General features: G+C 47.0%; 11 protein-coding genes. 5 read left to right on the plus strand and 6 right to left on the minus strand.

Annotated features, from left to right (window positions below; translation table 11 throughout):
* Positions 1–6 precede the first annotated feature (6 nt).
* The 5 genes from BW952_RS11730 to BW952_RS11750 form a co-directional block, all read right to left on the minus strand.
* On the minus strand, positions 7–1,551 hold the full coding sequence (locus tag BW952_RS11730; RefSeq protein WP_045851989.1) for a glycoside hydrolase family 32 protein: 1,545 nt from the start codon (positions 1,549–1,551) through the stop codon (positions 7–9).
* A 61-nt stretch (positions 1,552–1,612) separates the two neighbouring features.
* A complete protein-coding gene (locus BW952_RS11735) occupies positions 1,613–3,076 on the minus strand; it encodes a glycoside hydrolase family 68 protein (protein ID WP_045851988.1) in 1,464 nt (487 codons plus the stop codon).
* A gap of 200 nt (positions 3,077–3,276) precedes the next feature.
* Positions 3,277–4,569, minus strand: a complete 1,293-nt coding sequence (locus tag BW952_RS11740) for an ABC transporter substrate-binding protein (protein WP_045851987.1) — start codon at positions 4,567–4,569, stop codon at positions 3,277–3,279.
* 49 nt (positions 4,570–4,618) lie between these two features.
* Positions 4,619–5,770 carry a response regulator transcription factor gene (locus tag BW952_RS11745; protein WP_045851986.1) on the minus strand — a complete coding sequence of 384 codons (1,152 nt, stop codon included), beginning with the start codon at positions 5,768–5,770 and terminating at the stop codon, positions 4,619–4,621.
* Positions 5,767–7,569, minus strand: coding sequence for a sensor histidine kinase (locus BW952_RS11750; RefSeq protein ID WP_045851985.1), 1,803 nt, complete (start codon positions 7,567–7,569; stop codon positions 5,767–5,769). The genes BW952_RS11745 and BW952_RS11750 overlap by 4 nt, the downstream gene beginning before the upstream one ends.
* A gap of 276 nt (positions 7,570–7,845) precedes the next feature.
* On the opposite strand from BW952_RS11750, the gene BW952_RS11755 reads away from it, so the two are divergent.
* Positions 7,846–8,823, plus strand: a complete 978-nt coding sequence (locus tag BW952_RS11755) for an S-layer homology domain-containing protein (protein ID WP_045851984.1) — start codon at positions 7,846–7,848, stop codon at positions 8,821–8,823.
* Positions 8,824–8,900: 77 nt separating this feature from the next.
* Here the strand turns inward: BW952_RS11755 and ytvA are convergent, their stop codons facing one another.
* Positions 8,901–9,683, minus strand: coding sequence for a YtvA family blue-light photoreceptor (gene ytvA / locus BW952_RS11760; protein WP_052698514.1), 783 nt, complete (start codon positions 9,681–9,683; stop codon positions 8,901–8,903).
* Between the two features lie 170 nt (positions 9,684–9,853).
* Here ytvA and BW952_RS19480 point away from each other — a divergent pair, with 170 nt between their 5' ends.
* The 4 genes from BW952_RS19480 (at position 9,854) to BW952_RS11775 (ending at position 14,102) form a co-directional block, all read left to right on the plus strand.
* Entirely contained in the window at positions 9,854–9,994 is a 141-nt protein-coding gene (locus tag BW952_RS19480; protein ID WP_156149432.1) for a hypothetical protein, read from the plus strand.
* Between the two features lie 283 nt (positions 9,995–10,277).
* Positions 10,278–11,306, plus strand: coding sequence for an ABC transporter substrate-binding protein (locus BW952_RS11765; protein WP_045851983.1), 1,029 nt, complete (start codon positions 10,278–10,280; stop codon positions 11,304–11,306).
* Between the two features lie 13 nt (positions 11,307–11,319).
* Complete coding sequence (locus BW952_RS11770) at positions 11,320–13,044, plus strand: ABC transporter permease (RefSeq protein WP_045851982.1); 1,725 nt, start codon at positions 11,320–11,322, stop codon at positions 13,042–13,044.
* Positions 13,041–14,102 carry an ABC transporter ATP-binding protein gene (locus BW952_RS11775; protein ID WP_045851981.1) on the plus strand — a complete coding sequence of 354 codons (1,062 nt, stop codon included), beginning with the start codon at positions 13,041–13,043 and terminating at the stop codon, positions 14,100–14,102. Before BW952_RS11770 ends, BW952_RS11775 begins: the two co-directional genes overlap by 4 nt.
* The last annotated feature ends 96 nt before the right edge of the window (positions 14,103–14,198 follow it).

Here is a 14,198-nt window from a genome sequence, read left to right on the forward strand (position 1 = left end):
ATGTCTTTACTGACCTATATGCTTGATCTTCACGTTGCTGAAAACGGATGGGCCGCCTTCGGAAAACAAGGCAATGCCTTGATCTTCATGTTCAGGGAACACTAAGCTGGAATGAACCACTTTTCCGTCCCCTATAAACAATTCAACGCTTGTTTTGTCCACAAGAATGGTGACATGAACCTTTTTATTGCTGCTGTCAAATGGGGCGCGGCTTTCCAGTAAATGACCGGTTTGGTCCGGCTGGCCGGTAAAGGACCGGTTCACGTAAGAATAGCCTGCCTCTGAAAGAATGCCGACGTCGACGCGGCGTTCCTGATCAGCAGATTCACGTAGACGGAAGCCGATATTTGTTGCTTCTGACCACGTAATATCTGCTTCGAGCTGATAGGAATCACCCGTTGTTTTTAATGTTTCAGCTCCGTTTACTTCGATCTCGTCATAAGCATCGGTAGAATGAACGAATTTATCCAGTGCTGCTGCAGGCTGTGAGGCCAAATAATACTGGCCGCGGCCATCGTGCTTCAGCTGAACCTCGCGGACGACCGAATCCATCCCGTTGAAATTCTCTTCCATTGTCGGCGTTTCATGGGCGTAGTCCCAGTTGTTCATCCAGGCAAGCGCGTACCGTTTTTGCAGCTTGTCCTGTTCGGCTCCATCTTCAAATGTCACACCACCGTACCAGTCAAAGCCGTAGTCCAGCCATTCCGGTTCGCTTTGGTCCGGGAAAAATTCCTTTCCATCAAAATCTCCGCTCCAATAAGCATAGGTGTTGGGCTTGCCAGCTGCTTTTCCGTTCGCACTCACGCCGAGCACCCATTTGACCGTTCCGTCCTCTGCGCGCATGAAAAACAAATCCGGGCATTCAACGAGACCGATGTTTTCAGTTGAAAAGCCGCTCGTATACTGCCAGTCTTTTAAATTGTCGGATTCGTAAAAGCCAATTTTCGTGCCTTCCGCCATAGCCATGACCCACTTATCATGCTGATCATCCCAGATGATTTTCGGATCGCGGAAATCCTTTGTGCCTGGATTCGGGAGGACAGGCTCTTCGCTGTAGGAGGTGAACGTTTTGCCTTCATCGGTGCTGTACCAGAGAAATTGCTCCTGCTGGCCGCCATTCTTGGAAGGCTGTGTCACAACGGCTATAAAAGCGTTATGACCAAAGCCAGCTGTATTGTTTTCATCAACGACAACAGACCCGGACCATGGATCGCCGTTTTCATTCGTATATTTCGGAATGGCCACGCCTTGATCTTGCCAATTCACTAAATCTGTTGACGTAGCATGGCGCCATTCGGTCCCGTTTCCGTCCGGGTAATCGCCGTTATAAAGATAATAATAATGATAGACCCCTTTAAAATAAACAGGCTTTTGCGGATCGTTTTTCCAATGGTCTGGTGATGTGAAGTGGTAAGCCGCCCGGTAAGAAGCGTCCTCTTTCTCTTTTGTTAGGGGACGATCCACCCAGGAGACAATGGTGTAAATAAACAGTCCGATGACACCTGCTGCAAAAAGGAGCAGGCCAAGCCGTTTATGTTTTTTTTTCATCATTTTTCACCGCCTGTATAGAAAAAGAAAATGCCATGTGACTGGCATTTTCCTTTCAATCGTTTTATTTGTTTGTAATCTGACCCTGTTCTAAAATGCTGTTTTCTACAACAGATGTATTAGGACCTTTAATTTTCAGCTCAAAGCTTGGCGCAAACGTTGACTTACGGTCTTCAAAGAAGCCTCTGTTTGTCATGTAGCTTGTGACGACAAAGTTATCTGTGTTTTCCTGTGGAATCACATAATGCGCGTATGTCCACGTAATGTCACGAGGATTCAAATCCTGGTGCAGAACGATACCCGTTTTGTTCAACGGCTTGTATGGGCCGTCAACAGAGTTGGACACGTAGCCGAGCATGTAAATATCTTCGTCATCTATACCGTCAATGGTCATTTTTGAACCGCGAGTGCTCGTGAATAAATAAAATTTACCGTCTTTTTCAAAGATATTCGGGCGTTCAATTTCATCGGTCACTGTATTCGAAACGATCAGCGGCTTCATTTCCTTTTTCATGGTGAAATCGTCATTGATTTCAATGATGCCGATTGCACCGTTTGCTTTCTCAGCTAATTCCTTCTTCGGGCTTTGAAGAAGCTTTTGTTTTTCTTCCTGGAAGAATTTTTCGCTGTTGCCATAGTACGCTTTGTTGTAAAGGGATTCTTCACCCTGATACCCGTATTCTGTCCCTGTATTTGCTTCAAACACAAGGTACTTGCGGCCGTTGTCTTCTACGTAATGGGGATCACGGAACGTATGGTTATCGGAGAAATCTCCGCCGCCAAACGCTTTGTCAACCGTTTGATACGTTTTGCTGTCGCCGCCTTCATAAATCGACTTGTAATCCTCTACACCGTCAATGTTCAGCGTATTCGTGTCAGGTTCAGACAAGTTCACCTGCGCCGTTGTCAATGTTTGTTTGCCGTAGTGGCCGGATTCTGGTGTGAAGGGCTCGCGGTTTGTATAAAACAAGCGAACTTCGCCATCGTCGGTGAATGTGGCAGAACCGGACCATTCCTCCGCTTGATATTTCAAGTACGGATCATTTGGCTGGAATTTGTCACTGTCTTCAAACACGCGTCCAGCGTTTTTCCAGGCATCCAATGAATTATCGCCGACTTTTTTGTAGAACATGTAAATGAATGTGTCGCTTCCGTTTTTAGGATCACCGGCTAATCCGAATACGATATGGTAGCCGTTGTATTCAGCAACCGTGCCATCCGTGTTTTGCAATGGCCATGTGTCCCAAACGTCCATCATGATCGTGTTGCCGTTCTCATCTGTTTTTGTCGCTGCCGGAATATTCCGGATGGTGGATTCGTCAAACGCAGGGACCGTGAATTTCGGATCGCCGTGCTGGCTAATCATATTCTTCATATCTGAGCGGGTGATTTGCGATAAATCATACGTTTCTTTGTAATCCCGGGCATCTTTTGGAGCGGCAAATGCCTGCGGCGCAATCCCTCCTAATAAAATACCGGCGCCGAGAGTGACGACAGTTGCTTTTGCTGTTAGCTTTTGAACGTTCATTCATCTTCCTCCTGTGCTGTTTTTTAGTATTCGATATGTAGTACAAGTAAAAGTATACGGGGGGATTTCTATTCTGGATATGGCATGAATTGATTGAGATTTCGTCTTATATTGATAAGCGGAGGGAAAAAGGAAGCATAAAAAAAGCCCCGCTAAATGCGGAGCGGAGAAGGGAGGACACCGTTTTTTCCTGCTGTTTCTCACGTTTCGTCCCGTTGTTCCTGAGATGCCCGTTCCCACGATTGTTGAAATGCCTCCAGCAATTGTTCGCGGGTCAGCTGCTTGCCGATGTACAGCTGCATCGCTGTCCCGAATTCTTCCTTGATGCCCGGCGGAAAATGAAACCAGTTGGCGTGCAAGGCGTTTCCTGATTGATAAGCTTGAATGGTTTCATCCGCAAGCGCTCCTAAGTGATCTGATTCAATATTCTTGAAAGCAGGGATAAATTGAAAGCGCTCGGTCATGTATTGCTGTCCTTTTTTCGATGAAACCATCCAGTTTAAAAACTTCTTTGCTTCTTTCTTTTTTTCAGGCGCAGCCTGCTTATTGACGACCCAATAATTCGGCACGCTGACGACCAGTTCACTTTCGAGATGATCATTAAGAGGAATTGGAAGAAAGCCGATGTTCATATCTGGTGATTGCTGATCGATCATCGGCTGGACCCAGTTTCCCTGCTGAATCATGGCGGTCTGTCCGGTGGAAAACAATTCCACTTCCATATTGTAATCCGTCGTGAGCGGGTTTTCATTTCCGTATTGAAGTGTCATGTCCAGCAAGTCGATCACATCACTGAACAACGGGTTGTGACTGATCGTGTCCGTCCCGTCATTTAATCGCTGAATAAACGCGTCGGGGTCTTTCTGCTGGGCAAACGCTACATTCATCAAGTGATCGCCGAGCTTCCATTCTTCATAATAGCCGGTCGCAAACGGGGTAATGCCGGCGGCCTGCAATTTCTCTGTTGCCGCAAGAAGCTCCGTTCGTGTATCAGGAAGGGTCTCAATGCCGGCTTGATCGAACAGCGCTTTGTTGTAAATAAATCCATAGCCTTCAAGGTTGATCGGCATCCCGTGAAGCTGCCCGTTGAACGTCATCGGCTCGAGTGATTTATCATATGCCTGGTCTACCCAGGGCTGATCAGACAGGTCTTCTAAATAGTTCTCCCATCGCCTGGCGGTTTCATAGCCGCTGTTTGTGAAAATGTCAGGCCCGTTGCCAGCGGCTATATCAGCCTTTAAATCAGCGAGGTCGTCGACTGCCCCGCCAACAGTGTGAATGTCAATCGTCACGTGAGGGTTTTCCTCCTCGTAAGCGAACACCATTTCTTCAAAAGACTCAGCAATTTCGATTTTCGGATTTCGAATGGTCAAGTGGATGGGCTGTTCGTCGGGTTCGATTTGACTGGTTTCCGGCTTTGATTCTGGCTGACAGGCAGATAAAAGAAAAGCGGTCAGACCGATTGAAAAGACTTGGATGATGTTCGTATTCATTCGTTCACCTCTATCGTATTAAACATAAGGCAGAGAGCTCATGATCTGCCTACTGGCTGTTCCGGTATTCGAACGGAGTCATGCCCACTACCTTTTTAAATAGCTTGGAGAAGTATTTTTCATCCTGATAACCGAGCAGCAAGGAGATCGAATAAATGCTTTTGTCGGTTTCCTTTAACCATTGCTTGGACTGATTGATTCGCCGGTTCGTCACATATTTGGATAACGGCATGCCTGTTTCTTGCTTGAATTTCCTTGAAATATGCTCGCGGCTGAAGAAAAAGCGTCTGGACAGCTTTTCCAGACTTAACTCTTCCATATAATACTGATCGACGTAAGCAACAAGATCTTCCATGCGGCGGGCCGTTTCCAGCTCATCCAGGCGGTGAATGGATCTGAAGTTTTGTTTGTCCATTTCCTGCTGCAAAGACTGAAATGCAGCGGGCAAGTGTTCAAGAGAAGGAAGCGGCTGGCTGACGAGGCGGACAGGCAAATTCACGTGATGACTAATCCATTCCTCCACAGCCAGCCAGTGACCCTGTATTGTGATCACGAGACAAAGCGTCGCATCCCGCTGAAGCTCGAACGCATGTCCAAGTGTCCGCTCTGCCAGTTCATCCGCTAGGTCTTGGATGTAAGGAGCAGGCTGATGCATTTGGTAGAAAGACAATAGCGTAACATCGTATGCTTCCGTTGCGGGCAAGGCCGATTGAAGGTGCGGCAAGTCCGTCATATCACCTGAGCAGACCGCCCAAACCAGCTGGCTCATTTGCAGCTTTTTCGCATCTTCATATAATCCGGTTTCTTCATATAATCGTTTTTCCACGTCGTTTGTCCACTCGGCAACAGCCCGTTCGAGCGTTTGGTTGAACGCATCAGGCTCTATCGGCTTCAGCAAGTAATCAAAGCTGTTGAATTGGATGGCCTTGCGCATAAAGGTGTAATCATCAAATCCGGTAATTAAAATGACTTTGCCTGTATACGAAATCGAATTTAGCCACTCCAGAAGCTCGATGCCGCTCATTTTGGGCATTTTAATGTCTGTAAAAATGATCTCCGGCTTTTCGGTTTCAATGATTTCCTTTGCTTCATCGCCATTTTTTGCTTCGAGTAATTGAGTGACGCCGTTCGCTTCCCACTGACCTACATGTCGGATGACATCACGTACGTTAAATTCATCATCGGCAATTAACACTTTCATTCTGTTTCCTCCTTATGCGCTAACATCGTTTCATCATTCGAAAATGGAGGGGCAGCTGGAATGATGATCGTAACAGAAAACCCTTTTCCTTCCTTTGAATGAACGGAAAAAACAGCCGCAGAACCGTAGTGCAATGCCAGACGGTCATGAATATTTTTCAAGCCGATTTGGCCGGAGCCATCGCTTTGTGAATCCTTAATATGGTTCCGCAGCGTTTGAAGCTCGGCGTCTCCAAGGCCCGGACCGTCATTTTCAACAGAAAGGTGGAGGCGTTCTTCATGAATGCTTCCTGTAATGATTAACTGGGATTCGTAGAATCCTTCCTCATACGTATGCTTGAAAAAGTTTTCAACGAGCGGCTGAAGAATCATACTTGGAATCTGTGCATCTAAAACGGGCTCGCTCATATGAATCGTATGCTTTACCTTGTGCCCGAAACGCTCCATTTGAAGGTCGAGGTAGGCATTAATATAGTTTATTTCCTGGCGAACCGTCACCCATTGGTTCGCCTGCATAGAATAGCGCATCATGCTCGATAAGGACGTCAGCAGCCGGTAAACAGCCGGCGCGTTGGCTCTTAAGGCTACAGCGCCGATTGATTGCAGCGCATTAAATAAGAAGTGGGGATTGACCTGAGATTTCAATGCTCTGAATTCATTTTTTCTGTTTTCAATTTCCAGCTTGTATTCACGGTCAATGTGATGATGAATGCGATTCATCATCGCATGCATATGGCTTTCCAAGTGACCGATTTCATCATCGCGGCTGCTGGCAAAAGGGATGTCCGTCTGGCCGCCTTCTATCGAGCGCACCTTCCGGCTGAGCAGCTGGATCGGACGAGTGATCCGGTAGGAAATAAGTGTCACCATGACCAGCCCGAGCAAGCCGACAACGAGACCAACCAATATATTGATAAAAGCGGTTTTACGGGCGTCACTGAATAACACATGGCTTGGGATGATTTTCACAACGGTCCACTGATCGAGTGCGCCCGTCAGTTTTTTCGATAACACAATTTCCTCCTCCGAATCTCCATATGAGGATGTGATCCGCTGTTTGAGCTGAGCAGGAATCTGGCTGCCGATAAGGGAGGAATCCGTGGCATACATAATCCGGTCATTGGCATCAATCAACAAAGCAGAAGCGCCCTCCTCCTGAGACAGGCTGTGCATCATTTTCGCGTAAGCATCCAGATCAATATCCATTGTCATGATGCCAAGAAACTCGTTGGACAGAACATCCACGATTTTATGGTGAAACGTCATGACCATCGCGTGGTCGGACTCGGGCAGGATGGCGGCTTGATTGTAATTAACAATTTCATGAGGTGGCTCAATCACATATTGTTCGTTCGATTCATAAAGCTGCTTGATCGGCCCCTGAGAGAGCAGGCCGGGCTGCGGCTTGCGTGTGCTGATCATCGCATTGTACACCGTAAAGGCCTCTTGGTCCTGTTCAATATAAAAGCGTAGCTGACGAATTTCATTTCTTGTTAAATAAAACGTTTCAATGCTTTTTTCCATCGCCATTGAGTCAAAATAAATGGAATCCTCGAACCCGTTCTCAAACATTCGGAATAAATCGGGATTGCGGTATAAGATGTATGGAAGGTTCACGAGATCCTCGGAATACTGCTCCAGCTCATCCGCTGTTCCTTCGAGCTGCTCCCGGCTGTTCTCCAGTTCATTCCGCTCGATGCTAGTTTTGGTGTAGCCGTATATTAAAAAAACAAAAAGAAAATAAGGCAAAATAATAAACAAAAACAATAACAGTAACAAGCGGCTTTGAATGCTTTTCATAAAACGAGCCCCTTTGTTTTTAAATATGCTAAAACTATATCAAATCAGCAGGCGGCGTCAATCATGCATAAGTAGCTGAATTAATCGAATAGACAAGGACCCAGAAACGGAAAAAGAAGTGAGTCTTTTTTAGAAATATGCTTTTCTCCATATTCGAAGCAAGTGCCATTAGACCTTGGGAGCATACTGCTTTTTCCAATGTCTAGCGAACTATTTACGCAACTGGATGTAAATGCTAAAATCAGCTGAACACATTTTAGAATAGGAGATTCGAACTTGAACAAATACTCTTTTTTTACAGCCGCAACTGCCGCAACCGTCACCGTCGCCAGCTTTTCAGCTCCAGCAAGCGCAGCGTATGAGCATCCCTTTACAGATGTAGGGGACCGGTACGGCGAAGCGGTTGAATTTTTATATACGATTGAAGCTATTAACGGGATTTCCTCGACGAAGTTTGGAACGCAGCAAACGTTAACTCGCGGCGATGCAGCCGTCATTTTGGCGAATATGCTGCTGCTTGATACAGAAAATGCACCGGATGCAGGCTTCACAGATTTGAACAGCCGCGTGAAGCCGTCTGTTGATGCACTGGCGGAATACGGCATCGTGTCCGGCGTCACAGCAACAGAATTCAAGCCAGGCCAGCCGCTTAGCCGGGGAGCTATGGCGAAATTCCTCGTGACAGCTTTTGAACTGGAAGAGTATGCAGAAGAAACGCCGTTTACCGATGTTGGCGGCGTATTTGCTCCTTACATCGAAGCGCTGTATGGAACAGGCATTACAAACGGAAAAACGGCTACATCGTACGGCACGAACCAGAACATCACACGCGGCGAGTTCGCGAACCTGCTTTATGGAACCGTGCTTTTTGATATTGAAAACTCGTATTATCCAATGGCAGTAAGTGCCTCGGTTACGTCAGCTACGACAACAGCCGTGGTTCTTGATGAAGCGGCACCGGCTGAGTACACAGCAAGAGATATTGCGGATTCGTTTTTCTTTTCCATCGAATTCAGCGACGGCTCGTCAACTGAATTCGACCCAACGTCCTTCTCCCTGTCTGCGGACCGCACAACGTTGACGATCCGCCACGAGGATTTAACGGGCAAGCAAGGAACGATGCTCGTGGATGACTGGGAAACAGTTGTTGAAGCGCCATTCAATTTTTCATCGGTGACGACGTCTTCCAGCGCAAGTATTGAGGCAGACTTTGACCAGCCAGCCGGTCTTCCTGCAACAGAAGCTGCTCAATAAAAAGAAAAAAAGGCACCCGAAAAGGTGTCTTTTTTTCTTTTTATTGGACTATAAACCCCGATGGTAGGAGGTCAATTTCACAATGAACGTTTCCCATGTTCCTTTAAGGCAGCCTGCAGACTGGGATAAAACGTCATGTCGTATACCGCATGAATGGTTTGGTTGAAATGAAACGCCATTTTAGGCGAAACCCCGCTAACGACGACCTCCGCTCCCATCAGCTTGGACGTATGCTGCAGATTTTGCATCCACTGCTCACTCATGTCTGTTTCTAGATAAAGGCCTGTTACATCCACGATTACTTTTTCCACAGCTGTTTTGTACAGCTGTTTGGACAGCTTATCCATCAGCAGCAACGAGCGCGCGGCATCCATCTGGCCTACGAGAGGCACAACCATCGTTTCGTCATCCAGCAGAATAATCGGAATAGACAGGTCTTCAATTTCTTTTTTTGCTGATTCAATGTCTACATTCAAGTGCACCTTATCTGTGACATCGTATTGAAGTCCGATAAAATAAAGAGTTTCATTTATCCAGACGGGCTTAATGTCAACCTTGTTCCAAAACGGTGTTCCGTCCTTTCGATAATTTAAAAGGGTGTGCTGAAATGGACGCGCTTCTTTAATAGACTGACGCATCGTCTGTACACTAAGCGGAGCTGTTTTTTCTCCCTGGAGAAACCGGCAATTTTTCCCTAGAACTTCTTCTCTAGTGTAACCCGTAATATGCGCAAATCCGTCGTTCATAAAGACAATGGGGTTGTCCGGCTTTGAGGCATCGGTAATAACAGCGCCATTTTCAACCATATTTAAAGTTTCGGTAAGCAGCTGGATGGAGGGTTGTTCAGTTATAAAGTTCATACGTTTCTCCTTTGTTCATGTCCGGCCTCTTCATTAAAATACTTTTCATCATCAAGAAAAAACAAAACATTTTTTATAGAAAGTATATACCCTTTACTTTCTATTTTCAAAACCGTTCGATGTGTCTTTAAGCATAGTTCCTAACGACTGTTTGTTGAACGATGAGACGAATGACCCGTTTGAATATGAAGATGGGCTATCCCTTGCTGAATATTACATTCCGGCATATTATCGAAAAAGAACAGCTGATGAAGGAACTGGATCGGCACAACCCAAACGTAAAGATCCATTTTGAAGAAGGTGCGAAATGAATGATGGTTCGTCCAGTTGCATTATTCGGTCGAATAAGAACACGAAGAGGCAGCAGCCTTATGACGGAAGCCGTATGGTAGGCTTCTTTTTTGTTTGGAAAAAATAGTTTACACCCTGTTTACAAAAAGACATCAGCATTGATACGCTCCACTTTAAGCTTTTCCACACGTTTACAAATACTCAACATAACTTTTATTTCTCATTTATTCTCTGTTCACAATTCATCCGTACAATAAAGTATAAGGGATTACCTTATATTGAATGAAGCGGAGGAATGGATGTATGCGCAAGTTATTTTTATCAGCGGCAGCACTGGCAGCTCTTTCAGCCGGCTGCTCACAGGAAAGTCTTCAATCAGGTGAAGCATCAGAAGAAGAAACGGGTTCTGGCACTGCCGGAACATTGCAATTTTATACGTCACAGCCGGATGAAGACGCACAAGCGCTTGTGGATGCGTTTGGCGAAAAGCACCCTGACGTAGAGGTAGAGATGTTCCGCTCCGGCACAGAGGAAGTGATTTCCAAGCTTCGGGCAGAAAAGCAGGCGGGAGACGTACAGGCGGATGTCCTTCTCGTTGCGGATGCTGTTACATTTGAAAGCTTAAAGGAAGAAGAGTTCCTTATGGAGTATGCATCACCGGAAGCAGATTCGATACCGGAAGCCTTTGTGGACACCGATGGCATGTATACAGGCACAAAGGTGATGGCGACAGGCCTTGTTATCAATACGAATGAAGCGACAGACATGCCGGACAGCTGGAGTGTGCTGACGGATGAAGCGTCAAAAGGAAAAAGCATTATGCCGAGTCCATTTTACTCCGGAGCGGCTGCTTACAATTTAGGTGTCATAACACGGCAGGACGCATTTGGCTGGGATTTTTATAAAGACTTAAAGGCGAATGAAATGGGCATCACGAAAGGAAACGGCGGTGTTCTAGAGGCCGTGGCATCTGGTGAAAAAACATACGGAATGGTCGTTGATTTTGTTGCGGCACGCGCCAAGCAGGAGGGATCACCGGTTGAACTCGTTTACCCGAAAGAAGGGGTGCCGGTCATCACGGAGCCGATTGGCATTATGGAAAACACAGAAAATGAAGAAGCAGCTAAAGCGTTTGTAGACTTTGTCCTATCAGAAGAAGGCCAGCAGCTTGCGGCTGACATCGGCTACACACCGATCCGTGAAGGAGTGGCAGCGCCGGAAGGGCTGAAAACACTTGATGAGATGACAGTGCTTGAATCTGATACAAGCGAGCTGTTTAACGCGCGCGAAGAAGACAAGCAGCTGTTCGGCGATTTGTTTGGCGAGCAGTAAAAAGGAGAGAATGATGATTTCGGAGCAATCAGTCGCACCGGAGAGAAAAAGAGGAAAACTCTTTTTCTCTCCTTTCTTGCATCTTAAGAAGCTATACGCATTTATTGGTTTGTTGCTTGTTTTGTTGTTTTTTGTGGTACCCGTTTTTCGGCTCGGTCTTTTAAGTGTTCTGGCAGAAGGCTCCTTCTCCCTGGCCCACTATCGCGAGGTGCTTCAAGAAGCGGCGACGTGGACAACGGTGAAAAATACCATTTACATTACAATCGGATCAACTGTTTTAGCCATTGTCCTCGGTGTAACTATCGCTTGGGTAATGGCCTATGTGCACATCCGAGGGAAAAGGTGGATTCAGCTGTTTATTTTTCTTCCTTTTATTATCCCATCGTATATTACAACGCTTGCCTGGATTCAATTTTTAGGGAAAAGCGGCCCCATCCAATCAGTAGTTGGCTGGGCACCGAATCTTTACAGTATGGGCGGCATTATCTTTCTGCTCGGCTTGTCTCATTACCCGCTCGTTTATTTGTTTACAGTCGATGTATTTCGCAAAATTCCGCGAGAGCTGGAGGAAGCAGCAAAAACAGCGGGAGCAGGTCGGAAGCACATACTGCTGAAGATTGTGCTGCCGTTAGCGCTTCCGGGGATTGCGGGAGGGGGGCTGCTTGCGTTCCTGACGAATTTGGATAACTTCGGCATTCCTGCTTTTTTAGGCATCCCGGCCAATATTCGTGTGCTGAGCACATATATTTATGAGCAGATTGTCGGATTTGGGCCGTCCGCTTTTGCCCGTGCAGCCGTTTTATCTGTGCTGCTTGGCGTCATTGCCCTGTTTGGCACCTTTCTTCAGTGGCTTCTGTTGAAAAAAAGCCGTGTGACCGAAACCGTGACAAGAGATATGGAACCGCGCCTTTTTTTACCCGAGAAAAAAAGACGCCTGCTTGAAGCCGTCATCTGGCTGTTTTTGCTTGTCACAAGCCTGGTTCCTTTTCTTACGATGGGGGCGCTGTCGCTCATTAAAGCATACGGGCTGCCATTTGAGATTGAAAACCTGTCCTTTAAAAACTATCAATATGTCTTTTTAACGGATGACAAAACGGGTTCAGCGCTCTGGAACAGCTTGATGCTGGCAGTCATGACAACTGTGATCTGTCTGATCGCAGGCACCGTAATGGCCTACATTCGGTACCGGAAGCCCGGGTTCTTTTCAAAAATGATGGAAGTGCTTGTGACAATTCCCTATGCGCTTCCGGGAACGGTGCTGGCTCTTTGCATGATTTTCGCCTGGATGCAGCCGGTTCCAGGGTGGAATCCGGGGCTGTATGGCACTGTCTGGATTTTATTGATCGCCTACGTCACCCGCTTTTTTGTCCTTCAGGTAAGGGGAAGCTATACAGCTTTGCTACAGGTGGATCCCTCTATGGAAGAAGCGGCAAGAACATCGGGGGCGCACGGATGGGTGAAGTGGAGAAGCATTTTATTGCCGCTCATTTTTCCCGGGCTGATTGGCGGCGCGCTTCTTGTCTTTTTAATGGTGCTGACAGAGCTGACCGTATCCAGCCTTCTCTGGTCGAGTGGTGCCGAGACGATCGGTGTCGTCATTTTCAGTTATGAACAGGCAGGCTACACAACATATTCCACCGCTTTTGCGAGTGTATTGGTGCTGGCCATTTTAACAGGCGGCTTGTTGTTTACCGCTTTTAGCAGACGCTGGGAACGAAAGGTGATGAAAAAGAAATGATTCAACTGCACGATGTATCCAAACAGTACGGTTCGTTTACCGCGCTTCATTCGGTCAATCTTACCATGAAGCACGGAGAGTTCACGGCCATTCTCGGTCCGTCCGGCTGCGGAAAAACGACTTTGCTAAAGCTGCTGGCAGGGTTTATGGAGCCAACCTCCGGTGAGATTCAGATGGACGGCAGTCTGGTGGCATCCAAGCATCAGCTGATACCGCCCGAAAAGCGGAACATTGGCATGGTCTTTCAATCCTTTGCGCTTTGGCCGCATATGACCGTGTACGACCATATTGTCTTTCCTCTCCGTCATCACCGTCATACGCAGGACGAATGGAAAAAAGACATGGTGGCGCGTGTCCAGCATGTATTGAAAATGGTTGGGCTTGACCAGTTGTTTGACCGTTATCCGTCAGAGCTGTCAGGCGGACAAAAGCAGCGGGTGGCGCTGGCGCGGGCGATTGCGCCTTTGCCGGACATTTTGCTTATGGACGAGCCGCTCAGTGCGCTCGATGTAGAACTCCGCATGGACATGAGAACGGAGATTCAGCGTATTCACCGCGAAACGAAAGCATGTATTGTGTACGTCACCCACGATCAGGGAGAAGCCCTCGCAATGGCGGACAAAATCGTCGTCATGAATAAAGGGAAAATCGAGCAGATCGGCTCACCTGAAGACATTTATACAAAGCCCGAGACCGCTTTTGTTGCATCCTTCGTCGGCAAGTGCAACATGGTGAAAGGAAAGTGGGAGGAGGGCCGGTTTACACCGAGAGCCTTTCCGTGGGAAACGTGGCCTGACATCGGTGTGGCAGAATCACTGAAGCAAGAAGGATTTTGTCCGGTGCGGCCGGAACAATGGGCGATGGCAGACGAGTCCGGGGAAGGGTTAAAAGGAACGGTTCTCTCTGTCCAGTATCAGGGCAAGGAAGTTCATTATGTAATTGAGGTAGAGGAAGAAAAATGGACTGTACACCAGTCTATTTTTTCAAGAAGATACCAGGCTGGCGATACAGTCAGCTTAGCTGTGAAAGCAGCTGAACAGCAACCGGTGTTTGTTTGATGAAAAACGTATGATGAGTTTTATCGCCGGTATAATAAAATTACCGCTGATATCGTACAGCTTAAAGCCGATATCCAGGGTTTACCGCTGATATCA

The organism is Domibacillus enclensis (assembly GCF_900156125.1).
Classification (GTDB): Bacteria; Bacillota; Bacilli; order Bacillales; family Domibacillaceae; genus Domibacillus; species Domibacillus enclensis.